Source organism: Sphingomonas populi (assembly GCF_004208535.1).
In the GTDB taxonomy this organism is placed as follows: Bacteria; Pseudomonadota; Alphaproteobacteria; order Sphingomonadales; family Sphingomonadaceae; genus Sphingomonas; species Sphingomonas populi.
The window spans coordinates 1-20626 of record NZ_SGIS01000051.1 but is presented as its reverse complement, the minus strand read 5'-3'; the positions used below and the strand labels follow the sequence as shown (position 1 = coordinate 20626).

Below are 20626 nucleotides of genomic sequence, written 5' to 3'. Positions count from 1 at the left end.
GGCGATGCCGCCGTCTTCGCAGGTCGGTGCGCTCCTGGGCGCGAACCGCGCTATACCCTCCCTTCGGCCACGCCTTGGTCGGCTTGCTGTTGCGCCTTAACTCTCGACCGACCGTCGTATGATGTCGCCCGATCGCCTCGCCGATTGCCCGATGAGATATGCCGGCTTCATGAAGCCGGTATATCTCGATTCGCTCGTTAAGGTTGAGCTGCCCGTAACATTTTCCCATCGCACCATAACCTTAGCAGGTGGTGCACTTCAAATGTGAGTCTAAGGGGCCGCTGCGTTTTGCGCGGGCGGCCCGGCAAGTTACCTGGCGGCCCCGGCCTTCGCCGGGGCGACGGTCTAGGCGCGTATTGCCGTCAGGAAATAGTCGAGGCTGAGGTCGTCGGAGAGGACGAAGCCTTTGGCGGGGGAGAAACTCAGCCCGCGGCGATCGATCACGCGCATGCCGGCGTCGGTGAGCAGCGTTTCAAGCGCATCGGGCTTGAGGAACTTGTCCCAGTCGTGCGTGCCCTTGGGGATTCGCCCTGAGCCTTCGCCGAGCGTGATCATCGCGATCCGCGAGGCGAGCGTGCGGTTCGGGGTGGAGAGGACCATCAGCCCGCCGTCCGCCAGCGCGCCCGTGAGGCCGGCGATGAACGCGACGGGATCGGTGACGTGTTCGATCACCTCCATGCTGGTGACGAGATCGAAGCGCTCGCCGCTCAGGTCTTCGACGCTGCCGGCGCGATAGTCGATCGCGAGGCCGGAGAGCGCGGCATGGGCGCGCGCGACGCCGATATTTTCGGGCGCGGCGTCGAGCCCGGTCACATCCGCGCCGAGCCGGGCGAGCGGCTCGCACAGCAGCCCGGCGCCGCAGCCGACATCGAGCGCGCGCTTGCCGGCGAGCGGGGTGAAGCCGGCCGGATCGATGTCCCAATGCGCGTCGATCTGTTCGCGCAGATAGCGCAGGCGCGGCGGGTTGAGCCGGTGCAGCATCGCCGAGCTGCCCTTGGGATTCCACCAGTCGGCAGCGAGCGTGCCGAAATGCGCCGCTTCCTGCGGGTCGATCGTTGTCGTCATGCCGCTTACCCTAAAAGCCGTTCGTGCCGAGCGAAGTCGAGGCACCTGCGCTTCCCCATGTGTCTCGACTACGCTCGACACGAACGGGGGGGTAGGTGACACGGCTGTGCGAACGGCTTGCCATCGTCATGCGCGGTTCCTATCAGGGCGCCCCTTCCAACCCAAGGATTTTGCGACACCCCAATGGCCCGCATCGTGATGAAATTCGGCGGCACCTCGATGGCCGGCATGGAACGCATCCGATCCGTGGCGGCGCGGGTCAAACGCGAGGTCGCGGCGGGCAACCAGGTCGCGGTGGTCGTCTCGGCGATGGCGGGCGAGACCGACCGGCTGGTCGGCTTCTGCCGCGAGGCGTCGTCGCTGTACGACCCCAAGGAATATGACGTCGTCGTCTCGGCGGGCGAGCAGGTGACGAGCGGGCTGCTCGCGATCGCGCTGCAGGCGGCGGGTGTGCCGGCGCGGAGCTGGCTCGGCTGGCAATTGCCGATCCATACTTCGGACGCGCACGCATCGGCCCGGATCGGCACGATCGATACCGAGGCGCTCGACGCGAGTCTGGCGCGCGGCGAAGTGGCGGTGATCCCCGGTTTCCAGGGCGTGACCGACGACCAGCGCATCACCACGCTGGGGCGCGGCGGATCGGACACTTCGGCGGTCGCGGTGGCGGCGGCGATGAAGGCGGACCGCTGCGACATCTATACGGACGTGGACGGGGTCTACACCACCGACCCGCGCATCGTGCCGCGCGCGCGCAAATTGAAGCGCGTGACCTATGAGGAAATGCTCGAACTCGCCAGCGTCGGCGCCAAGGTGCTGCAGACGCGTTCGGTGGGTCTGGCGATGAAGGAACAGGTCCGCGTGCAGGTGCTGTCGTCGTTCACCGGCGAAGACGCACCGATGGCCGATACACTGCCCGGCACGATGATCGTCGGGGAAGAGGAGATAGACGACGTGGAACGCCAGCTCATCACCGGCATCGCGCACGACAAGAACGAAGCCAAGATCACGCTGACGGCGGTGCCCGACACCCCCGGCGCGGTCGCGGCGATCTTCGAGCCGCTCGCGGGTGCCAACATCAACGTCGACATGATCATCCAGAACATCGCGCATAACGCGGGATCGACCGACGTGACCTTCACGGTGCCGCAGGCCGATCTGGCGCGCTCGATCGAGGCGCTCAACCAGGCGCGCGGCAAGATCGGCTTCGCCGAGCTGGTGCATGACACGCGCGTCGCCAAGATCTCGGTGGTGGGCGTGGGGATGCGCAGCCATGCCGGCGTGGCGAGCACGATGTTCACGACTTTGGGCGCGCGCGGGATCAACATCCAGGCGATCTCGACCAGCGAGATCAAGGTCAGCGTGCTGATCCACGAGGACGAGACCGAACTGGCGGTGCGCGTGCTGCACACGGCTTATGGGCTGGACGCGGAGGATGTCGCGGCTTGAAGGTGCTCAGGCCGGATAGTCTCGCGTATGAAAAGGACGCAGTCGGCCGATCTTCCGGGCGGCTGCGTGTGGAAGTCGCGTTTCGAAACGCTTGAGTTCCGTCATTGCGTCCACATCGCCAAGTTGCGCGGCTCGGCGCAGCCAGGTTCTGTACCCCTGCATGTCACGACGGTTGAAGCATGTCATCGCGAGATGCTGCGCGGCTCTCCCGTCACCCAGACGATAGGCGCGACGGTATAGCCCGGCAGCGCTGAAGCCGTCCGCTATTCTAACGTGCCTGATGCCGGCTTCTGTTTCGCAAAGCCAATCCGCTAACTCCACCATCGCGGCGCTATGGCCGCGAAGCGCGAGGTGTTGGATTTTTGGTAGCCAGAGGCCGTTTGCGCCTTGGTGGATGATCGCGAGAGCCGCAGTATACAGCCTGTCCAGCGAACCTTCGCTATCAAAATCGGCCGTATTTTCCCTTCGGACGCGCCGATCATGCCTGCCGCGCGTCGATCGGGAAAGCCCTACCACACCTCGATCGTCGGGTTGATGCCGCCCTTCTTGGTGCTGTGCGTGGCATGCATCACGATGCGGCTCGGCACGAAGCTGTCGCCCTTATAGTCCGGCGTCACGTCGAGCTTGTCGACAAGCCCTTCGGTGACGAAGCGGTGCAGCGTGCCGAGGATCAGCGCGCGCGCCGCCGCAGCTTCGGGGGTGATGTAGATGGCGTTTTCGCGGACGTCCTCGCCGCCGAACTCGGCCGGGAAGAGCAGGACGCGGACCAGTTTGCCCTGGCGGGCGAGCGCCTCGGCGGCGGCGAGGCTGGTGATGGTGCTGAAATCGGGCTTCATGGCGGCTCTCTTGGCTGGAGGCGGTGCGGGCGCCGCGAGCGGCGCGGCGGTCATCAGTGCGAGCGCAAGGATCATGCATCGTCTCCGATCAGATGCGCGGCGATTCGCCGGCGGTGGGGCGCGTGGCGGTGTTCGAACACGTAGATGCCCTGCCAGGTGCCGAGCGCCATCCGCCCCGCGATCACCGGGATCGACAGGCTGGTCGCGGTGAGCGCGGCACGCAGGTGCGCGGGCATGTCGTCGGGGCCTTCGTCGTCGTGTTCGTATGCGGCGCTCTCCGGCGCGATGCGGGCGAAATAGCGTTCGATGTCGCGTGCGGCGGCGGGGGCGGCGTTTTCCTGAACCAGCAGCGAAGCCGAGGTGTGGCGCAGCAACAGCGTCAGCAGCCCGGTTTCGATACCCGTATCCGCGACCCAGCGGGCGACGGCGGTGGTGCAATCGTGCAGCCCCTGGCCGGGGGTGGCGACGACGAATTCGGTGGCGGACTGGCGGAGCATCGCGGGAGTTTACGGGACATCGCGCGCCAGCCCAACCCGATACCGAAGCACCGCTTTCTTTTCGTATCGAAAATCCTCTAAGGCCGGCTGCGATGACCAGCATGACCAGCGGCGCGGCGCGCCTCACCCAGCTCATGGCGCGCGGCGCCGAATTCCTCGGCAGCGAGGTGGCGATCCTGTGCGGCGCGATGTCGTGGGTGTCGGAGCGCAATCTCGTCGCGGCGATGTCGAACGCGGGCGGGTTCGGGCTGATCGCGTGCGGAGCGATGTCGCCCGAGCTGCTCGACGCCGAGATCGCCGGCACCAAGACCCTCACGGACAAGCCGTTCGGCGTCAACCTCATCACCATGCACCCGCAATTGATGGACCTGATTGCGGTCTGCACGCGCCACGAGGTCACGCATGTCGTGCTCGCGGGCGGGTTGCCGCCGGCCGGGAGCATCGACGCGATCAAGGCGGGCGGCGCCAAGCTGATCTGCTTCGCGCCCGCGCTGAGCCTTGCCAAGAAGCTGATCCGTAGCGGCGTCGATGCGCTCGTCGTCGAGGGGATGGAGGCGGGCGGGCATATCGGCCCGGTCTCGACCAGCGTGCTCGCGCAGGAGATTTTGCCCGAGGTCGCCGACACGGTGCCGGTGTTCGTGGCGGGCGGGATCGGTCGGGGCGAGGCGATCGCGGCGTATCTGGAGATGGGCGCGGCGGGCGTGCAGCTCGGCACGCGCTTCGTCTGCGCGACCGAATCGATCGCGCACGCCAATTTCAAGAAGGCGTTCCTGCGCGCCTCGGCCCGCGATGCGGTGGCGAGCGTGCAGATCGATCCGCGCCTGCCGGTGATCCCGGTGCGTGCGCTCAAGAACGCTGGCGGCGAGCTGTTCACCGCCAAGCAGCGCGAAGTCGCGGCGTCGCTCGACGAGGGCAAGGTCGCGATGGCCGAGGCACAATTGCAGATCGAGCATTATTGGGCGGGCGCTTTGCGCCGCGCGGTGATCGACGGCGATGTCGAGCATGGCAGCGTGATGGCGGGCCAGTCGGTCGGCATGGTGACCAAGGAAGAGCCGGTCGCTGAGATCATCGCCGCGCTGATGGGCGAAGCGGAAGCGGCGCTGGCGAAGCGGGGGTGATCCTTTCCGTCATGCCAGCGAAAGCTGGCATCTCGTTGTGAGGTTCGGGACGGTCGAGCTTGGCGACGGTGCGCGCCTTCGCGGGAGACCCCAGCTTACGCTGGGGTGACGAATTTTGTGCTTCGTCCCCCCAAACGTCATGCCAGCGAACGCTGGCATCGCCCGGTGTGACTCGATACGCTCGCCCCATGCAGCGGGGCGGCTGGACATATCTGATGGCGAGCAAGCCTCACGGCATGCTTTACATCGGCGTGACCGCCCATCTTGCTGCGCGCGTCGATCAGCATCGGCGCGACGTGGGATCGGCATATTGTCGGCGCTACGGCATCAAGACTTTGGTGTACACTGAACGCTTCGACACGATCGAAGAGGCGATCAGCCGCGAGAAGGCGCTCAAGGCCTGGAAGCGGGCGTGGAAGGATCAATTGATCGACAGCGCCAATCCCGAATGGCGCGACCTCTACGACACGCTCGCCTAGCTGCGCGAGACCCCAGCGTGCGCTGGGGTGACGAAGAAGGACGAAAACTCCGACATGACGGGTTTGCGAGACCGTCTCGCTTCGGTACAGCCGTGTTCATGTTGCAATGCGCCACAGATTTGCCGAGCGAAGGGCGTATCGTCGGGCACGAGCATCAATTGCCGGTGCGCGTGTATTTCGAGGATACCGATCTCTCGGGCATGGTCTATCACGCCAATTACCTGAAATTCATGGAGCGCGGCCGGTCGGACATGCTGCGCGTGCTCGGCATCGACCAGCAGGGCGCGCATGCGGCGGGCGAGGGCAATTATGCGGTGACGGCGCTGGCGATTCGCTACCGTAGCCCGGCACGGCTCGGCGATGCGCTGATCGTCGCCACGGGCCTGCAACGGCTTGGCGCCGCATCGCTGGTCATTCAGCAACGAGTCATGCGTGACACCGTTTTACTGGTCGAGGCCGACGTGACGGTCGCGTTCGTCGCGCCCTCGGGCCGGGCGCGGCGCCAGCCGGCGGCGTGGATCGAGGCGTTCGGGCAATTCCTGCCCGCGCGCGCAGCGGCAACAGATGTGAATCAGGGGGAAAGTCCCAAGTGAACCTGTTCTTCAACACCGACGCGACCAGCCTGTCGCCGATCGCGCTGTTCATCCAGGCCGACTGGATCGTGAAGATCGTGATGCTCGGGCTACTGCTCGCGAGCATCTGGACCTGGGCGATCATCATCGGTTTCCTGATGCGGCTCGGCAAGATCCGCAAAGGCGTGAAGCGCTTCGAGCGCGATTTCTGGAAGGCCGAGGATATCGACGCTTTCTATCGGATCGAAGGCGAGAACAAACTGCCGACCGCGCGCGTGTTCGCGGCGGGCGTGAAGGAGTGGCGCCGCTCGACCGTCGGCGGCACGATCGACCGCGACGGCACGCGTGAGCGGCTCGCCACCGCGATGGGCGCGGCGGTCGCGGGTGAGATCGACGAGCTTTCGGACGGGCTGAACGTGCTGGCGACGGTCGGCTCGGTCGCGCCGTTCGTCGGGCTGTTCGGCACCGTCTGGGGCATCATGCACAGCTTCACAGAGATCGCCGCCAAGCAGAATTCGTCGCTCGCGGCCGTCGGCCCCGGCATCGCCGAGGCGCTGTTTGCGACCGCGATCGGGCTGTTCGCGGCGATCCCCGCTGTCATCGCGTACAACCGCTTCAGCCACGGCATCAACCGCATCGAGGCGCGGCTCCACCGCTTCGCCGACGGCTTCCATGCGACGCTCAGCCGTCAGCTCGAAGCCGAGGGGAAGCGCTGAGCCGTGTCGATGAACCTTCCCTCGCAGCGCGGCCGTGGCCGGCGCGCGCCGATGGCGGAGATCAACGTCACGCCGCTGGTCGACGTGATGCTGGTGCTGCTCATCATCTTCATGGTGACCGCGCCGCTGATGACGGCGGGCGTGCCGGTCGATCTGCCCGACAGCCGGGCGAAGCCGCTCGACCAGGAGCAGCAGCCGGTTGAAATCTCGATCGAGCGCGACGGCACGCTGCATGTCGGCAAGGATGAGATCAGCGATGACATGCTGCCCGACGTGCTCTCGCAGGTCGCGCAGAAGGGCGAGGGCGGCAAGCCGCCGCAGGTGTTCCTGCGCGCCGACAAGGGGCTCGATTACGGCAAGGTGATGCGCGTGATGGGTGAACTCAACCGCGCCGGGCTCAACCGGGTCGCGCTGCTGACGGTCGGCAAGGACGACCAGTGAAGACTGGGGCAGTGATACGTGGGCGGCAGGCGGAGGGCGCGCGCTGATGCGGCGCGCCGAGAAGATCGGCCTCGGCGTTGCGTTCGCCGGGCACGTCCTGCTGTTCGCGCTGCTGTCGGTGAGCTTCCACCCGCCGATCGACCCCGCGCTGTACAAGCCCAAGCCGATCGAGGTTTCGCTGGCCGAGGATGTCGCGCTGGAAGCGCAGGCGCCCAAGGCGGTCGAACCGCCCGCGCAATCCAAGGCGCCCGACCAGGGCGCGCCGGAGGATGCCGCGCCGCCGGCACCGCAGCCTGACCCTGAACCGGAGCCGGAAAAGGCACCCGCGCCACCCAAACCACAGCCCAAGCCCGAGCCGCCCGTCAAGGCGCCGTCGAAACCCGAGCCGGCGCCCGTGCCGAAGCCCAAGCCTGCGCCGGTCAAGGCGAAGCCCAAGCCTGAGAAGCCGCCGGTCAAGGCGGCGGACTCGAAGGCCGAGCCGAAGAAGGCCGCCGCCAAACCTGCGCCTTCCAAGGCTGAACCCAAGCACGCCGCAGCCGCGCCGACCAAAGCGCAGACTCCGCCGTCCAAGGCCAAAGGCACGGGCAGCGACGCCAAATCGACGCTCAAGCGCCCGCGCGGCTCTTTGCTCGACGACGATTTCCGCAAAGGGCTGGTGCAGACGCCGTCGCCGTCGAAGTCGGTCGCGCCGATCGCCGCCAAGATCGACGCGAAATCGCTCGCCAGCATCCAGCAGGCGATCCAGCGTCAGATTCAGCCGTGCGCCGACAAGCAAGTGATCCCCGGGCCGGGCGCGACCGATATCGTGACCGTGCTCAACCTGCGGCTCAACAAGGATGGCACGCTCTCGGCCACGCCGAAGATGGTGCGCCAGTCAGGCACCGACGATCAGAACGAGCGCTACGCGCAACGTGTCGTCGATCTGGGCGTTGCTGCGTTCAAGGGGTGTTCGCCGCTCAAACTGCCGCCCGAATATTATTCGACACCCAGCGGTGGCTGGAACAATCTCAATTATATCTGGAAGCTCGGAGGCTCTCGCTGATGCGTGCTCTCTCATTCGACATTCTTACGGGGGCGCTGGCGCTCGGAATCGCGGTCGCGGTGCCGGCCGATGCGCAGATCGCACCCGCTACGCCCTCGGCGCCGCTCCAACAGCCCGGCCAGTCAGGGAACCAGCCGGCGGCGGGCCAGCCGACCGACGGGCAGGCGCCGCCGCCGCTCGAAGTGTCGGTGACGGGCGGTATCGCCGCGCCGCTTGGCATCGCGATCCCGGTGATGCCGACCGCGCAGGCGGTCGATACGCCGGCTGGCCGCACCGATGTGCTCGGCCAGCAATTGTCGCAGATCGTCACCAACGATCTCAAGAGTTCGGGGTTGTTCAAGCCGGTCGGCGCCAATGCGCTGAAGAGCGTCGGCTACCCCGAAGTGACCGCGCCGACGTTCGATTATTGGGGCGGGGCGGGCGCGTCGGCGCTGGTGCAGGGCTTCGTGCGCGCCAATGGCGACGGCACGCTGACGGTCGGCTGTTATCTCTACGACGTGTTCGCGCGCACCGAACTGGCGCGCGCCGGCTTCGTGGTGCCGCCGGGCGAATGGCGACGCGCCGGGCATAAATGCGCCGACACGATCTACACCAAGCTGACCGGCGAGGGGCCGTATTTCGACAGCCGGGTCGTCTATGTCGCGGAGAGCGGCCCGAAGGGGCGGCGAATCAAGCGGCTGGCGATCATGGACCAGGACGGCGCCAACCACCGCTTCCTCACCAACGGCCAGTCGATCGTGCTGACGCCGCGCTTCACGCCCGACCAGCGCGCGATCGTGTACATGAGCTACATCGGCGACAAGCCGGCGATCTACGTTTATGATATCGCCCGTGCGACGCAGCGGCTGCTGGTGCCGGCGAGCAACCTCAGCTTCGCGCCGCGCGTCTCGCCCGATGGCAAATGGGTGTTGTTCTCGAAAGCGGTCGCGGGCAGCACCAACATCTACCGCGTCCCGCTCAGCGGCGGTCAGGCGCAGCGGCTGACCGATACGCCCGGTATCGACACCGGCGGCAGCTATTCACCCGATGGCAGCCGCATCGTCTTCGAAAGCGACCGTTCGGGATCGCAGCAACTTTACGTGATGAACGCCGATGGATCGAACCCGCGCCGGATCAGTTTCGGCGGTGGCCGCTATGCGACGCCGGTGTGGAGCCCGCGCGGCAATCTGATCGCGTTCACGCGGATGGCGGGCAATTTCCGTATCGGCGTGATGAGCCCGGCCGGCGGCGACGAGCATCTGCTCACCGACGACTGGCAGGACGAAGGCCCGAGCTGGTCGCCCAACGGCCGCGTGCTGATGTTCTTCCGCTCGGGGCGCGGCGGCGGCGGCACGGCTGATCTGTGGTCGGTCGATCTCACCGGCGTCAACGAACGTCGCCTTACCACGCCGCTCGATGGATCCGATCCGGCGTGGGGATCGTTACGCCCCTGACTCGACATTGACTCCCGGATGATGGGGAGCGATGCCCTGTATGTACCGAGTGACCATATCCGACCGATAGAAGGAGAAGCCACATGGCAAGATTGACCACGACGTTCCTCATCGCCGCCTCAATCGTCGCGGTGGCTGGCTGTGCGAAGAAGCCGCCGGCCGAGATTCCGCCGCCGCCGGGTGCGAGCGGCCCGGTGTCCGGGGGGGATTCTGCCGTCGTTCCGGGTTCGCGCGCCGATTTCGAACGGTCGGTGACGAGCAACACGATCCACTTCGATCTCGACAAATACGACATCAACGGCGAGGCGCGCGCGACGCTCGACAGTCAGGCGGCGTGGCTGACCAAATATCCGAACGTGCCGATCAGCCTGGAAGGCCATTGCGACGAACGCGGCACGCGCGAATACAACCTTGCGCTCGGCGACCGGCGCGCCAATTCGGCGAAGAACTATCTCGCTTCGCGTGGTGTGAACCCGTCGCGGATCTCGACGATCAGCTACGGCAAGGAACGCCCGATCGCGCTCGGCTCGGACGAGGCGGCCTGGGCGCAGAATCGTCGCGCGGTGACGATCGTCCTGAACTGATCGAGCTTACTGGGACTGAAGACAGGCGCGGGGAGCGATCCCCGCGCCTTTTTTCGTTTCGCGCGCTGCCCTCTTCGTTCTCCCCTCCCTGGAAGGGAGGGGCTGGGGGTGGGTTGGCCCGCAAGGAACCGTATCGCGCGCCACGGACCGACCCACCCCCGACCCCTCCCTTCCAGGGAGGGGAGAAGGAGGCTGCTTGCAGCGTCGCTCATATCGATATAAATATGATATCACTTTAGCAGGAGGAAGTGATGTCCGAGTCGGGATCGAGGAACACCGCGCTGACGCTGTCGAGCGAGCGCGCGGCGGCGACGTCGAGCGGCTATGTCATGCTGTTGGTGATGCTCGCGGCGCTGATCGTCGGCATCTACGGCGCGTCGCAAATCCCGGACGCGCCGGCGCTCGGCGCGACGCTGATCGCGGCGGCGAGCGTGGTGGTGCTGTTCGTCGCCTGCGGCTTCTACATGCTTCAGCCGAACCGCGCGGCGGCGCTGCTGCTGTTCGGCAGCTACAAGGGCACCGACCGCACGACCGGCTTGCGCTGGAAGTGGCCGTGGTATGCGCAGCGCACGATCTCGCTGCGATCCAACAACATGATTTCCGAGCGGCTCAAGGTGAACGATCTGCGCGGCAACCCGATCGAGATCGCCGCACAGGTGGTCTGGCGCGTCACCGATACCGCGCAAGCGCTGTTCGACATCGACGATTACAAGGCGTTCGTGGTCGTCCAGATCGAGGCGGCGGTGCGGACGATCGGCGCGCGTTATCCCTATGACGATTACGAGCATCAGGAGATCACACTGCGCGGCAACCACGAACAGGTCGCCGATGAACTCCGCACCGAGTTGCTCGCGCGGCTCAAGGTTGCGGGGATCACCGTCGACGAATGCGGCTTCACGCATCTCGCTTATGCGCCCGAGATCGCCGGGGCGATGCTGCGGCGGCAGCAGGCGCAGGCGGTGGTCGCTGCGCGCAAGACCTTGGTCGAGGGTGCGGTCGGGATGGTCGAGATGGCGCTCGATCTGCTCAGCGCGAAGGGCGTCGTCGAACTCGATGACGAGCGCCGCGCGGCGATGGTCTCGAACCTGATGGTCGTGCTGTGCGGCGAGCGTGATACCCAACCGGTCGTCAACACCGGCACGCTCTATCAGTAAGGCGCGGGGCAATGGCTAACCCTTCGCGGAAAGCGTTTCCGCTGCGTCTCGATCCCGCGCTGTACGCGGCGGTCGAGCGCGCGGCGGCGGCCGATCTGCGGAGCGTCAATGCCGAGTTCGAATGCCTGCTGCGCGAGGCGCTGACGCGGCGGGGTGTGAAGCTGGACGCGCCGACTCCGGCCAGACGCGGCCGGCCACCCAAATCGGAGGATGACGATGCTTGACGAGGTAAAGGCGCATTTTCGCGCGGGCGAAGGCTATTGGTTCGTGCCAAAAGGGTTCGGCTTCGGCGCGACGCCGGTGACGTGGCAGGGCTGGGCGGTGACGCTGGGTTTCCTCGCCGGGCTGCTGGCGGCGGCGCGGTTGATGCCGGTCGGGGTGCCGCGCATCGTCGTCTTCATCGCTTTGATCGCGGCCTTTTGCGTGGTTGCTGCGAACAAGACCGATGGCGGACTGCGCTGGCGTTGGGGCAATGACAGGGATCGGTGACGGCGCGCACCAATCGCCGAAATCCTGCCAATGTACCATATCGGTTAAAAATCTCTGTCCTACAGCGTGACGCTCGGTTTAAGGGAGTCGTCATGATGGCAAATCGCGACCGGCAGGAAGCGAGGATGGGAGGGCGGCGATGGACGAGATGGCGAGCGCTGACCGGCGCGACATCGGCTGGGGCGTGGCGGCGCGGACGATGTTTCTCGATACGCTCGCGCTGAGCGGGGACGTGGCGCGATCGGCCGAGGCGGCGGGGCGGACTCACGCTTCGGCCTATGCGCTGCGCCGGCACGACCCGGCGTTCGCGGACGGCTGGGAAGAGGCGCTGAACGCGGCCTATGCCCGGCTTGAGGACGAGTTGCTGGCGCGCGCGATCGATCTGGGCGCGCGCGAGGTCGGTACGTTCGATCAGGCGCTGGCGCTCAAGCTGCTGGCGCGCCGCGAAGGCCGGAGCGCGCGGGCGAGCGCGCCGCGCGAGGCGGTGCCGCGAACCGCTTCGATGGAGGAGGTTGAACAGGCGTTGCTGCGCAAGCTCGCGGCGCTCGGCAAGCGGTTGCCGGTGAAGATATGAGTGAAGACGGAGTGGTCGAGTTGGCGGTGAAGATCGCGTTGCTGGAACCGGATGAACAAGCGTGGCTCATTGAAGGTCTGGACGCGCCGGTCAAATATGCGCTCAATCAAATCTGGTTCCTCTCGGCGCATGAGGGCCAGTATCGCCCCGGCAACGACTGGCGGGTGTGGCTGATCCGCGCCGGGCGCGGCTTCGGCAAGACGCGCGCCGGGGCGGAATGGGTCAGCCAGATCGCGCGCAATCTGCCGGGTGCGCGGATCGCGCTGGTCGGCGCGACGATCGAGGATGTGACTCGAGTGATGGTCGAGGGCGACAGCGGCATATTGTCGGTGGCGCAGCCGGGCGAGCGGATCGACTGGCATCGCAGTTCGGGCGAACTGGCCTTCATGTCGGGCGCGCGCGCCTTCACTTATTCGGCCGAGGCGCCCGAAAAACTGCGCGGGCCGCAGCATCACGCCGCCTGGTGCGACGAGATCGCCAAATGGCGGCGGGCGGACGCGGCGTGGGACAATCTGATGCTCGGGCTGCGACTTGGTGCGCGGCAACAGGTGGTGGTGACGACGACGCCGCGCGCGGTGCCGTTGCTGCGGCGGATCATGGCGATGAAGGGGCGGGTGGAGTCGCATGGTCGGACTCACGACAATGCGCATCTCGGCGAGGCGTTCATCGCCGCGATCGAGGAAGGCTATGGTGGCACGCGGCTCGGCCGACAGGAGATCGACGGCGAGTTGATCGAGGATCTGCCGGGCGCGTTGTGGTCTCGCGGCGGCATCGAGGCGTGCCGGGTGGCATGTGCGCCGGCCTTGGTGCGCGTGGTGGTGGGCGTCGATCCGCCGGCCGGAAGCGCCAGCGGCGAGGGCGACGCGTGCGGCATCGTCGCGGCGGGGCTGGGCGAGGACGGTCATGCCTATGTGATCGAGGATGCCAGCGTCGTCGGTGAAAGCCCGGAAGGGTGGGCGCGCGCGGTGGTGGGGTGCGCCGGGCGGCACGCGGCCGACCGCGTGGTCGCCGAGGTCAATCAGGGCGGGCAGATGGTGCGATCGGTGCTCGAACGGGTCGATCCCGGCCTGCCGCTCGCCACCGTCAACGCGACGCGCGGCAAGGCGGCGCGCGCGGAGCCGGTGTCGGTCGAATATGCGCGCGGGCGGGTGCATCATGTCGGTGCGTTTCCGGGGCTGGAGGACGAGATGTGCGGGCTGGTCGCGGGCGGGCGGTATCAGGGGCCGGGGCGTTCGCCGGACCGGGCCGATGCCTTGGTGTGGGCGCTGGCCGAGTTGCTGCTGGGGCGTGTGGGTATCGCGACGGTACGCGGCCTCTAACGTCGCCCCGGCGCAGGCCGGGGCCGCTGCGTGGCTTGGCGAGCCGGCGGCCCCAAACACAACGGCCCCGGCCTGCGCCGGGGCGACGGGCTGGGCGATTGGCTTTTAGGGCGCTAGGAGGACGGATGGTTCCGAGAATTTTGATCGATAGCGCACAGGTGCCGGGTGGCGGCGAGATGCGGCTGGTGCAGCGTGGCACCGACTTCTTCATCATGCTCGGCGTCGAGGAACTGATGAGCAGCCGGCTGAACGCGTCCGAGGAGGCGCTGGCGACGCTGGCATGCGACCGGGTGACGGGGGCAGCGCCGCACTTCCTGATCGGCGGCTACGGCATGGGCTTCACGTTGCGCGCGGCGCTGGCACGGCTCGGGCCGCAAGCGAGCGTGTCGGTGGCGGAACTGGTGCCGCAGGTGATCGACTGGGCGCGCGGGCCGATGGCGGCGCTGACGGGCGATAGCCTCGACGACCGCCGTGTGGACATCATCACCGAGGATGTCGGCGCGGTGATCGCGGGCGGGCGGAGCGTGTATGACGCGATCCTGCTCGATGTCGACAACGGCCCCGACGGCCTCACCCGGCGCGGCAACGACCGGCTCTATTCGGCGCGCGGGCTGGAAGCGGCGCGCGGCGCGCTTCGGCCCGGCGGGGTGCTGGCGATCTGGTCGGCTGCGCCCGACGTGAAGTTCGCCAAGCGGCTCGGCGAGGCCGGGTTCGCGGTGGACGAGGTGACGATCCGCGCGCGTGCCAGCGGCAAGGGCGCGCGGCATGTGATCTGGTTCGGCAAGAAGCCGGGCTGAACCCCTGATGGGTTCCCGCCACGGCGGGACCCTAGACTGAACTCCCGCCTTCGCGAGAGAACGGCGTAGCGTTCGCGTCGCCAAAAACGCTGTCTGAGACAGAGGACATCATCATGAAACTCTTCGGCTGGAAATCAGCCGGGCGCGACGTGCGTCCGGTGCTGGCGCGCTATGGCCTGTGGTCGGCGGGCGGATCGTCGGGTGAATGGGCCGACGATTATGCGGCGCAGGTGCGGCAGGGCTATTGCCGCAACGCCGTCGCGCAACGCGCGGTGCGGCTGGTCGCGCAGGGGCTGGCGGGCGCGCCGGTGACGGCCTCGTCGCCCGACCTGCTCGCGCTGGTGAGCGCGCGCTCGGGCGGGCAGGCGCTCACCGAGACGGTCGCCGCGCATCTGCTGCTGCACGGCAACGCCTATGTCCAGATCATGACCGATCCGGCGGGGCAGGTCGTCGAACTGTTCGCGCTGCGGCCCGAGCGGGTGAGCGTCGAGGCGGATGCGGGCGGGTGGCCGGTCGCCTATCGTTACCGTGTCGGCGAGCGGGTCACGCGGCTGATCGCGGACGGGCCGCGACCTGAGATCGTGCATCTGCGCAGCTTTCACCCGCTCGACGACCATTATGGGCTGGGCTGTCTGGGCGCGGCGGCGGGGGCGATCGCGCTGCACAATGCGGCGGCGCGCTGGAACAAGGCGCTGCTCGACAATGCGGCGCGGCCCTCGGGCGCGCTGGTGCATGATCCGGGCGACGGATCGGTGCTGTCGCGCGAACAGTTCGAGCGGCTTCGCACCGAGATGGAGGCGGGGTTCGCCGGCGCGGCCAATGCCGGGCGACCGATGCTGCTGGAGGGCGGGCTGAAGTGGCAGGCGCTGAGCATGACCCCGGCCGATATGGATTTCGTCGGGCTGAGGGCGGCGGCGGCGCGGGAGATCGCGTGCGGCTTCGGGGTGCCGCCGATGCTGCTCGGGCTGCCGGGCGACGCGACCTACGCCAATTACCGCGAGGCGAATCGTGCGTTGTGGCGGCTGGCGATCCTGCCGCTCGCCGACACGATCTTCGCGGGGCTCGCGCAGGGGCTGGCCGGCTGGTTCGAGGCGCCGTGGCTGCGCGTCGACGCCGACAAGGTGACGGCGCTGGCCGAGGACCGCGAGCGGCTGTGGGCGCAGGTGAATGCGGCAAGTTTCCTCAGCGACGACGAGAAGCGGGCGATGTTGGGCTTGAACGCGGATCACGCGGGAGGTGTGGCATGAGTGTAAGTGCGGTGTTGGCGCAACTGCTGGCGCAGGGACAGGCCGAGGGCGCCGATCTGGCGACGTTGCGGGCGATTGCCGAGGAGGCCGGCGAGCTTGGCGCGAGCCGGGCGCTGGCCCGGCTCGGGCTGGATGATGCGGGCGCGGCCAAGGACATGGCCGAATTGCGCGAGCTGCTCGGCGCGTGGCGCGATGCCAAGCGCTCGGCGTGGAAAGCGGTGGTCGGCTGGGTCGCGCGGATCGGCGGCGCGGTGTTGCTGGCGGGCCTCGCAGCGCGGTTCGGCTTCTGGGACTGGGTGAAGTGACCGCGCCGTTCTCCCGCGCAAGCGGGAGCCCAGAGCCAGGCAGCGTTGCGTCCGTGGCTCTGGACCCCCGCTTTCGCGGGGGAACAGAAGGGCTACGCTTCGCCGGCTATGCCGCCGTGTTCGACCGCGCCGATCGCGGTGGCGATGTGGTGCGCGCGGGCGCGTTCGGTGCGGTTGGGCCGGTGCCGTTGCTGTGGCAGCATAATGGCGCGCCGGTCGGCGTGATCGAGCAGGCCGGCGAGGATGCGCGGGGCCTGCGCGTGATCGGGCGGATCGACGATGCGCGGCTCGCCGGGCTGGTGCGCTCGGGCGCGGTCTCGGGGCTGTCGTTCGGCTACCGGGTCAAAGCGGCGGCGCGCGGGCGGTATCGCGAACTGACCGCGCTCGATCTGGTCGAGGTGAGCCTGGTCGCGCAGCCGATGCAGCCGCTCGCCCGGGTGCATGCGATAGCCTGACGGCTTTCGAGAGTTTCGACGTTTTTGTCCGCCGGCGGTGCCGCGCGGGGGTGTTTTCGCATGGGAGAATGACATGATCGAAGTGAAAGCGGATGCGCTCGAGACGAGCTTCTCGGGCATGGAGATGGGCGGCGCGGTGGTGCGGCCGTTGCTGAGCGGCGCGCGGGATAGCGGCCGCGCGGCGGCGTTCATGGAGTTCCTGCGCAGCGGCACCAGCGTGGAGATGAAGTCGTTCACCGGCGTGACCGGCGACAGCGGCGGCTACGCGATCCCCAAGGAAATCGACTCGGTGATCGACGCGACGCTCACGGCGATCTCGCCGATCCGGGCCATCGCCAATGTCGTCAAGGTCGGCTCGGCCGGCTATCGCAAGCTGGTGACGAGCGGCGGCACGCCCTCGGGCTGGGCGGCGGAGACCGATGCGCGGCCCGGCACCGCCACGCCCACCTACGCCGAGATCGCGCCGCCGATGGGCGAGCTGTACGCCAACCCGAGCGCGAGCCAGGCGATGCTCGACGATGCTTTGTTCGATGTCGAAGGGTGGCTCGCCGGGGAGATCGCCACCGAGTTCGCGCGCGCCGAGGGGGCGGCGTTCGTCACCGGATCGGGCAATGCGCGGCCCAAGGGGTTCCTGCAGGCGCCGGTTGCAGCCACGAACGATGCGGCGCGCGCGTTCGGCACGCTGCAATATCTGGCGAGCGGGGCAGCGGGCGATTTCGCCGCCAACCCGCAGGACCGGCTGATCGACCTGGTCCAGAGCCTGCGCGGGCCGTATCGCCAGAACGCAAGCTGGGTGATGAACTCGGCGACGCTGGCGCGCATCCGCAAGTTCAAGACCACCGACGGCGCGTTCATCTGGGCGCCGGGGCTGGCGGTGGGGCAACCGGCGACGCTGCTCGGCTATCCGGTGATCGAGGCGGAGGACATGCCCGATGTCGCCGCCAACGCGCTGGCGATCGCGTTCGGCGATTTCCGCGCCGGCTATCTGATTGCCGAGCGCAACGAGACCGCGATCCTGCGCGATCCCTATTCGAACAAGCCGTTCGTCACGTTCTACGCGACCAAGCGGATCGGCGGCTGCGTGAGCAATTCCGAGGCGATCAAGTTGATGCGCTTTTCGGCGAGCTGACGCGCCGGATGAGGGCGATCATGGGATCGGTCGCCCTCACCCTTCCGCCGCCTTTGGCGGCTCCCTCCCTCTCCCGGTGGGAGAGGGATTTGGGTGGAGATGTTCATGACGATCGGGAGCGATGGGCCGGGCGCGGTGGTGCTCGGCGCGGAGGATCGCGCGGCGGCGCTGGCCGAGGTGAAGGCGATGCTGCGGCTGGTCAGCGACGATGAGGATGCGCTGGTGGCGGCGCTGGCCGAGACCGCGCTGGGGCTGGGCGAAGCGTTCATCGGGCAGGTGCTGATCGCGCGCACGCTGCGCGACGTGTTACCGGTGAGTCGCGCCTGGCAGCAACTGGCGGCTACGCCGGTGCGGGCGATCGGTGCGGTCGAGGCGATCGGCGGCGCCGCGCTGGCGAGCCAAGCCTATGCGATCGACGTGGATGCCGCCGGCGACGGCTGGGTGCGGGTGATCGATGCGGGCGGCGCGATCCGGGTGGGCGTGACCTTCACCGCCGGGCTGGCGGACGGCTGGGGGGCGTTGCCCGCGCCGATCCGGCAGGGCGCGGTGCTGCTCGCTGCGCATCTGTTCACCGTGCGCGATGCGGCGGCGCCGCCGCCGGTGGCAGTGACGGCGCTGTGGCGACCGTTCCGCCGGATCGCGCTGACGCGGCGGACGCGCGCATGTTGAGCGGGCTGGCGGCGCGCGGGCGCACGATCACCGATGCCGCGCGGCACCGCGCGATCACCGAAGGCGTGGCGCGGTTGCAGGCGGCGTTCCCGGAGCTGGCGGTAAGCGGCGAGGACGATGCGATCGTGCTGGTCGGGCGGATTTCGCCCGAGGATGCGCGGTTGCGCTGGATCGGGAGTCTGCTGCGATGAGCGCGGAAGCCGTGGTGCAGGCGGCATTGCTCGCCGCGCTCAAAGGACTCGCCGGGCTGAACGGCGTGTTCGAGGGGCCGCCGGTCAAGGCCACGCCGCCTTATGCCGAGATCGGCGAGACGCTGAGCGGCGACTGGAGCGTCAAGGATCGCGACGGGCGCGAGCTGCGGCTGGCGGTGACGATCCGCGACGCGGCGGAGACGCCGGCGCGGGTGCAGGCGCTTGCCGGCGCTGCGGGGGCGGCGATCGAAGCACTGCCGCGCGACCTCGACGGGTGGCGGGTCGCCAGCCTCGTGTTCGTGCGGATGCGGTTGCTGCGGCCGGCGCCGGGGCGGTGGAGCGCGGTGATCGAATATCGGGTGCGGATGCTCGCCGCGTGAGGCGGCGATTTCAACAGACGGGAGCATGATATGAGCGCGGAGAGCGGCAGGGCATTTCTGCTCAAGGTCGGCAACGGCGGATCGCCGGTGGCCTATGCGACGGTGGCGGGGCTGCGCACGACGCAGCTTTCGATCAACGGCGAAATGGTGGCGATCACCTCGAAGGATTCGGGCGGGTGGCGCGAATTGCTGTCGGGCGGGGGGGTGCGCTCGGTCAGCGTGTCGGGGGCGGGCGTGTTCACCGGATCGACGGCGGAGGTGCGGCTCAAGGGCAATGCGCTTGCCGGCGTCATCGACGATTACCGGCTGAGCTTCGAAAGCGGCGAGACGCTGAGCGGGCGCTTCCTCGTCACGCGGCTCGACTATGCCGGCGATTACAATGGCGAGCGAAGTTACACGATCGCGCTGGAAAGCTCGGGTGCGGTGGTGGCGGCATGAGCGCGGTGGCGAACCCCGCGCGGGGCGAGGCGGCGATCCGTGTCGCCGGCGAGCAGCTCGTGCTGCGGCCGAGCTTCGCGGCGTTGGTCGCGGCGGAGGCGGAACTGGGGCCGCTGTTCGCGTTGGTCGAACGCGCGGCGGCGGGGCAACTGTCGTTGCGCGAGCTGGTGGCGCTGTTCTGGCATTGTTTGCACGAGGCCCCGGCGGCGCTGACTCGCGAGCTGTTCGGGGAGGCGGTCGCGGCGGCTGGGCTCGCGCAGGCGACGCCGGTGCTGCGCGTGCTGCTGGCGCAGATCCTCGGCGGGCGATGAGCGCGCGCTTCGCCGATGCGGCGGCGCGGCTGGCGGGGCTGGCCGGCGTCGCGTTCTGCTGGTCCCCGGCGCAATTCTGGGATGCGACGCCCGCCGAACTGGCGGCGCTGGTGGGGGCAATCGGCGGTGAAGCCGGGGTCGCGCCGCCGACGCGTGAAACAATCGCGACATTGATGGAGGCGTTTCCCGATGGATGAGGAAATCGACCGGCTGGTGGTGAGCGTGCGCGCCGACACCGCCGGCTTCGCGCGCGACGTGGATACGATGCGCGCCAATCTCGACGGCCCACTGGTGACGGGTGCGGATCGCGCCGGGCGCGAGATCGAAAACGTGCTGGTCAAGGCGGCGCGGAGCGGATCGCTGGGGTTCGAGGATCTGCGCAAGGTCGCGCTGTCGGTGCTCGGCGACATCGCCGGAGCGGCGATCCGGAGCGGGATCGGTTCTATTTTGGGGAACAGCAGCGCGAAGGCGGGTGGCGGTCTGGTGGCGGCGCTGAGCGGGTTGCTGGGCGGATCGCCGGGGCGCGCGACGGGCGGGCCGGTGTCGCCGCTGCGCCCTTACGTGGTCGGCGAGCGCGGACCGGAACTGTTCGTGCCGACATCGAGCGGGAGCATCGTCGCCGCTGGCGGGGGTGGCGGGCGCGACGTGCGGGTGGCGATCACGATCAACGCCGCGCGGGGCGAGAGCGGGGCGGCGCTGAGCGCGTCGGGCCGGCAGGTCGCGCGCGCGGTGAAGGCGGCGCTGGCGGTGGAGTGAGAGGGCCGGGAGAGGGTAGCGTGTCACACTGCCCCTCTCCCCGGCCCTCTCCCCGGAGGCAGGGCTATCGCATTTGAGCGAGGAGAGAAGAGAGATAGTCGTCGTGCCATCCGGCGTGTTTAAATTTTCTGCGGATGGAGAGTTTTCGGGTGTCGTGCTGGAGCAAATTGAGGGCGAGGCGTC

Annotated in this window: 30 protein-coding genes; 26 read left to right on the top strand and 4 right to left on the bottom strand. The window is 68.2% G+C overall.

Going from position 1 to position 20626, the window contains the following annotated elements; genetic code table 11:
* Together EWE75_RS21410 and ubiG are read right to left on the bottom strand one after the other, a co-directional pair.
* Nucleotides 1-229: helix-turn-helix domain-containing protein (locus EWE75_RS21410; RefSeq protein ID WP_165388475.1), on the bottom strand; the 229-nt coding region annotated here is incomplete at its 3' end.
* 116 nt (nt 230-345) lie between these two features.
* Nucleotides 346-1065: a bifunctional 2-polyprenyl-6-hydroxyphenol methylase/3-demethylubiquinol 3-O-methyltransferase UbiG gene (gene ubiG, locus EWE75_RS21405; RefSeq protein ID WP_130160127.1), complete on the bottom strand. Its 720-nt coding sequence runs from the start codon at nt 1063-1065 to the stop codon at nt 346-348.
* A 183-nt stretch (nt 1066-1248) separates the two neighbouring features.
* On the opposite strand from ubiG, the gene EWE75_RS21400 reads away from it, so the two are divergent.
* Entirely contained in the window at nt 1249-2511 is a 1263-nt protein-coding gene (locus EWE75_RS21400) for an aspartate kinase (protein WP_130160126.1), read from the top strand.
* Nucleotides 2512-3020: 509 nt separating this feature from the next.
* Here EWE75_RS21400 and EWE75_RS21395 read toward each other — a convergent pair.
* Together EWE75_RS21395 and EWE75_RS21390 are read right to left on the bottom strand one after the other, a co-directional pair.
* A complete protein-coding gene (locus EWE75_RS21395) occupies nt 3021-3422 on the bottom strand; it encodes a hypothetical protein (protein WP_206364838.1) in 402 nt (133 codons plus the stop codon).
* On the bottom strand, nt 3419-3844 hold the full coding sequence (locus EWE75_RS21390; RefSeq protein ID WP_130160125.1) for a secondary thiamine-phosphate synthase enzyme YjbQ: 426 nt from the start codon (nt 3842-3844) through the stop codon (nt 3419-3421). Before EWE75_RS21390 ends, EWE75_RS21395 begins: the two co-directional genes overlap by 4 nt.
* 101 nt (nt 3845-3945) lie before the next feature.
* Here EWE75_RS21390 and EWE75_RS21385 point away from each other — a divergent pair, with 101 nt between their 5' ends.
* The 25 genes from EWE75_RS21385 (at nt 3946) to EWE75_RS21265 (ending at nt 20443) form a co-directional block, all read left to right on the top strand.
* Nucleotides 3946-4962, top strand: a complete 1017-nt coding sequence (locus tag EWE75_RS21385) for an NAD(P)H-dependent flavin oxidoreductase (RefSeq protein WP_427915808.1) — start codon at nt 3946-3948, stop codon at nt 4960-4962.
* A gap of 188 nt (nt 4963-5150) precedes the next feature.
* Nucleotides 5151-5441 carry a GIY-YIG nuclease family protein gene (locus EWE75_RS21380; RefSeq protein WP_130160124.1) on the top strand — a complete coding sequence of 97 codons (291 nt, stop codon included), beginning with the start codon at nt 5151-5153 and terminating at the stop codon, nt 5439-5441.
* A 98-nt stretch (nt 5442-5539) separates the two neighbouring features.
* Nucleotides 5540-6034: a YbgC/FadM family acyl-CoA thioesterase gene (locus EWE75_RS21375; protein ID WP_130160123.1), complete on the top strand. Its 495-nt coding sequence runs from the start codon at nt 5540-5542 to the stop codon at nt 6032-6034.
* The gene (tolQ, locus tag EWE75_RS21370; protein ID WP_130160122.1) at nt 6031-6729 is read left to right on the top strand and encodes a protein TolQ; all 699 of its coding nucleotides are present in this window, start codon (nt 6031-6033) and stop codon (nt 6727-6729) included. Before EWE75_RS21375 ends, tolQ begins: the two co-directional genes overlap by 4 nt.
* Nucleotides 6730-6732: 3 nt before the next feature.
* A complete protein-coding gene (gene tolR / locus EWE75_RS21365) occupies nt 6733-7170 on the top strand; it encodes a protein TolR (RefSeq protein ID WP_130160121.1) in 438 nt (145 codons plus the stop codon).
* Nucleotides 7171-7216: 46 nt separating this feature from the next.
* Nucleotides 7217-8212 carry a cell envelope biogenesis protein TolA gene (locus EWE75_RS21360; RefSeq protein WP_130160120.1) on the top strand — a complete coding sequence of 332 codons (996 nt, stop codon included), beginning with the start codon at nt 7217-7219 and terminating at the stop codon, nt 8210-8212.
* Nucleotides 8212-9645, top strand: a complete 1434-nt coding sequence (gene tolB / locus EWE75_RS21355; RefSeq protein WP_130160119.1) for a Tol-Pal system beta propeller repeat protein TolB — start codon at nt 8212-8214, stop codon at nt 9643-9645. Before EWE75_RS21360 ends, tolB begins: the two co-directional genes overlap by 1 nt.
* Nucleotides 9646-9728: 83 nt before the next feature.
* Complete coding sequence (gene pal, locus EWE75_RS21350) at nt 9729-10229, top strand: peptidoglycan-associated lipoprotein Pal (RefSeq protein ID WP_130160118.1); 501 nt, start codon at nt 9729-9731, stop codon at nt 10227-10229.
* A gap of 251 nt (nt 10230-10480) precedes the next feature.
* The gene (locus EWE75_RS21345) at nt 10481-11383 is read left to right on the top strand and encodes an SPFH domain-containing protein (RefSeq protein ID WP_130160117.1); all 903 of its coding nucleotides are present in this window, start codon (nt 10481-10483) and stop codon (nt 11381-11383) included.
* Between the two features lie 11 nt (nt 11384-11394).
* Nucleotides 11395-11607 (top strand): type II toxin-antitoxin system antitoxin, encoded by a 213-nt coding sequence (locus EWE75_RS21340; RefSeq protein WP_130160116.1) that lies wholly within the window; start codon nt 11395-11397, stop codon nt 11605-11607.
* A complete protein-coding gene (locus EWE75_RS21335; protein WP_130160115.1) occupies nt 11600-11872 on the top strand; it encodes a hypothetical protein in 273 nt (90 codons plus the stop codon). The genes EWE75_RS21340 and EWE75_RS21335 overlap by 8 nt, the downstream gene beginning before the upstream one ends.
* Nucleotides 11873-12011: 139 nt before the next feature.
* Nucleotides 12012-12446 (top strand): hypothetical protein, encoded by a 435-nt coding sequence (locus EWE75_RS21330; RefSeq protein ID WP_130160114.1) that lies wholly within the window; start codon nt 12012-12014, stop codon nt 12444-12446.
* The gene (locus tag EWE75_RS21325) at nt 12443-13765 is read left to right on the top strand and encodes a DNA-packaging protein (protein ID WP_130160113.1); all 1323 of its coding nucleotides are present in this window, start codon (nt 12443-12445) and stop codon (nt 13763-13765) included. The genes EWE75_RS21330 and EWE75_RS21325 overlap by 4 nt, the downstream gene beginning before the upstream one ends.
* A 125-nt stretch (nt 13766-13890) precedes the next feature.
* On the top strand, nt 13891-14562 hold the full coding sequence (locus EWE75_RS21320; protein ID WP_130160112.1) for a spermidine synthase: 672 nt from the start codon (nt 13891-13893) through the stop codon (nt 14560-14562).
* 113 nt (nt 14563-14675) lie between these two features.
* Nucleotides 14676-15809 (top strand): phage portal protein, encoded by a 1134-nt coding sequence (locus EWE75_RS21315; RefSeq protein WP_130160111.1) that lies wholly within the window; start codon nt 14676-14678, stop codon nt 15807-15809.
* Entirely contained in the window at nt 15806-16114 is a 309-nt protein-coding gene (locus EWE75_RS21310) for a DUF6127 family protein (protein WP_130160110.1), read from the top strand. The genes EWE75_RS21315 and EWE75_RS21310 overlap by 4 nt, the downstream gene beginning before the upstream one ends.
* Before the next feature lie 53 nt (nt 16115-16167).
* Nucleotides 16168-16569: an HK97 family phage prohead protease gene (locus tag EWE75_RS21305; protein ID WP_231708492.1), complete on the top strand. Its 402-nt coding sequence runs from the start codon at nt 16168-16170 to the stop codon at nt 16567-16569.
* A 73-nt stretch (nt 16570-16642) separates the two neighbouring features.
* Entirely contained in the window at nt 16643-17698 is a 1056-nt protein-coding gene (locus tag EWE75_RS21300) for a phage major capsid protein (RefSeq protein ID WP_130160109.1), read from the top strand.
* 105 nt (nt 17699-17803) lie between these two features.
* Nucleotides 17804-18367 (top strand): head-tail connector protein, encoded by a 564-nt coding sequence (locus EWE75_RS21295; RefSeq protein ID WP_130160108.1) that lies wholly within the window; start codon nt 17804-17806, stop codon nt 18365-18367.
* Nucleotides 18361-18558, top strand: coding sequence for a hypothetical protein (locus EWE75_RS21290; RefSeq protein WP_130160107.1), 198 nt, complete (start codon nt 18361-18363; stop codon nt 18556-18558). The genes EWE75_RS21295 and EWE75_RS21290 overlap by 7 nt, the downstream gene beginning before the upstream one ends.
* The gene (gene gp17 / locus EWE75_RS21285; protein ID WP_130160106.1) at nt 18555-18938 is read left to right on the top strand and encodes a tail completion protein gp17; all 384 of its coding nucleotides are present in this window, start codon (nt 18555-18557) and stop codon (nt 18936-18938) included. Before EWE75_RS21290 ends, gp17 begins: the two co-directional genes overlap by 4 nt.
* Nucleotides 18939-18968: 30 nt before the next feature.
* Nucleotides 18969-19376: a phage major tail protein, TP901-1 family gene (locus EWE75_RS21280; RefSeq protein WP_130160105.1), complete on the top strand. Its 408-nt coding sequence runs from the start codon at nt 18969-18971 to the stop codon at nt 19374-19376.
* Nucleotides 19373-19687, top strand: coding sequence for a GTA-gp10 family protein (locus tag EWE75_RS21275; RefSeq protein ID WP_130160104.1), 315 nt, complete (start codon nt 19373-19375; stop codon nt 19685-19687). The genes EWE75_RS21280 and EWE75_RS21275 overlap by 4 nt, the downstream gene beginning before the upstream one ends.
* Nucleotides 19684-19884: a phage tail assembly chaperone gene (locus EWE75_RS21270; RefSeq protein ID WP_130160103.1), complete on the top strand. Its 201-nt coding sequence runs from the start codon at nt 19684-19686 to the stop codon at nt 19882-19884. Before EWE75_RS21275 ends, EWE75_RS21270 begins: the two co-directional genes overlap by 4 nt.
* Entirely contained in the window at nt 19877-20443 is a 567-nt protein-coding gene (locus tag EWE75_RS21265) for a tail tape measure protein (protein WP_130160102.1), read from the top strand. The genes EWE75_RS21270 and EWE75_RS21265 overlap by 8 nt, the downstream gene beginning before the upstream one ends.
* The last annotated feature ends 183 nt before the right edge of the window (nt 20444-20626 follow it).

What these genes read in the sequence shown, in the direction of transcription:
- EWE75_RS21385 (WP_427915808.1), top strand. Translation starts at nt 3,946, where the DNA reads ATGACCAGCGGCGCGGCGCGCCTCACCCAGCTCATGGCGCGCGGCGCC.
- EWE75_RS21310 (WP_130160110.1), top strand. Translation starts at nt 15,806, where the DNA reads ATGAGTGTAAGTGCGGTGTTGGCGCAACTGCTGGCGCAGGGACAGGCC.
- EWE75_RS21400 (WP_130160126.1), top strand. Translation starts at nt 1,249, where the DNA reads ATGGCCCGCATCGTGATGAAATTCGGCGGCACCTCGATGGCCGGCATG.
- EWE75_RS21340 (WP_130160116.1), top strand. Translation starts at nt 11,395, where the DNA reads ATGGCTAACCCTTCGCGGAAAGCGTTTCCGCTGCGTCTCGATCCCGCG.
- EWE75_RS21270 (WP_130160103.1), top strand. Translation starts at nt 19,684, where the DNA reads ATGAGCGCGCGCTTCGCCGATGCGGCGGCGCGGCTGGCGGGGCTGGCC.
- EWE75_RS21330 (WP_130160114.1), top strand. Translation starts at nt 12,012, where the DNA reads ATGGACGAGATGGCGAGCGCTGACCGGCGCGACATCGGCTGGGGCGTG.
- EWE75_RS21360 (WP_130160120.1), top strand. Translation starts at nt 7,217, where the DNA reads ATGCGGCGCGCCGAGAAGATCGGCCTCGGCGTTGCGTTCGCCGGGCAC.
- EWE75_RS21280 (WP_130160105.1), top strand. Translation starts at nt 18,969, where the DNA reads ATGAGCGCGGAGAGCGGCAGGGCATTTCTGCTCAAGGTCGGCAACGGC.
- tolB (WP_130160119.1), top strand. Translation starts at nt 8,212, where the DNA reads ATGCGTGCTCTCTCATTCGACATTCTTACGGGGGCGCTGGCGCTCGGA.
- EWE75_RS21290 (WP_130160107.1), top strand. Translation starts at nt 18,361, where the DNA reads ATGTTGAGCGGGCTGGCGGCGCGCGGGCGCACGATCACCGATGCCGCG.
- pal (WP_130160118.1), top strand. Translation starts at nt 9,729, where the DNA reads ATGGCAAGATTGACCACGACGTTCCTCATCGCCGCCTCAATCGTCGCG.
- EWE75_RS21320 (WP_130160112.1), top strand. Translation starts at nt 13,891, where the DNA reads ATGGTTCCGAGAATTTTGATCGATAGCGCACAGGTGCCGGGTGGCGGC.
- gp17 (WP_130160106.1), top strand. Translation starts at nt 18,555, where the DNA reads ATGAGCGCGGAAGCCGTGGTGCAGGCGGCATTGCTCGCCGCGCTCAAA.
- EWE75_RS21325 (WP_130160113.1), top strand. Translation starts at nt 12,443, where the DNA reads ATGAGTGAAGACGGAGTGGTCGAGTTGGCGGTGAAGATCGCGTTGCTG.
- EWE75_RS21265 (WP_130160102.1), top strand. Translation starts at nt 19,877, where the DNA reads ATGGATGAGGAAATCGACCGGCTGGTGGTGAGCGTGCGCGCCGACACC.
- EWE75_RS21295 (WP_130160108.1), top strand. Translation starts at nt 17,804, where the DNA reads ATGACGATCGGGAGCGATGGGCCGGGCGCGGTGGTGCTCGGCGCGGAG.
- EWE75_RS21315 (WP_130160111.1), top strand. Translation starts at nt 14,676, where the DNA reads ATGAAACTCTTCGGCTGGAAATCAGCCGGGCGCGACGTGCGTCCGGTG.
- EWE75_RS21375 (WP_130160123.1), top strand. Translation starts at nt 5,540, where the DNA reads ATGTTGCAATGCGCCACAGATTTGCCGAGCGAAGGGCGTATCGTCGGG.
- EWE75_RS21345 (WP_130160117.1), top strand. Translation starts at nt 10,481, where the DNA reads ATGTCCGAGTCGGGATCGAGGAACACCGCGCTGACGCTGTCGAGCGAG.
- EWE75_RS21395 (WP_206364838.1), bottom strand. Translation starts at nt 3,422, where the DNA reads ATGATCCTTGCGCTCGCACTGATGACCGCCGCGCCGCTCGCGGCGCCC.
- EWE75_RS21380 (WP_130160124.1), top strand. Translation starts at nt 5,151, where the DNA reads ATGCAGCGGGGCGGCTGGACATATCTGATGGCGAGCAAGCCTCACGGC.
- ubiG (WP_130160127.1), bottom strand. Translation starts at nt 1,065, where the DNA reads ATGACGACAACGATCGACCCGCAGGAAGCGGCGCATTTCGGCACGCTC.
- EWE75_RS21335 (WP_130160115.1), top strand. Translation starts at nt 11,600, where the DNA reads ATGCTTGACGAGGTAAAGGCGCATTTTCGCGCGGGCGAAGGCTATTGG.
- EWE75_RS21390 (WP_130160125.1), bottom strand. Translation starts at nt 3,844, where the DNA reads ATGCTCCGCCAGTCCGCCACCGAATTCGTCGTCGCCACCCCCGGCCAG.
- EWE75_RS21275 (WP_130160104.1), top strand. Translation starts at nt 19,373, where the DNA reads ATGAGCGCGGTGGCGAACCCCGCGCGGGGCGAGGCGGCGATCCGTGTC.
- EWE75_RS21300 (WP_130160109.1), top strand. Translation starts at nt 16,643, where the DNA reads ATGATCGAAGTGAAAGCGGATGCGCTCGAGACGAGCTTCTCGGGCATG.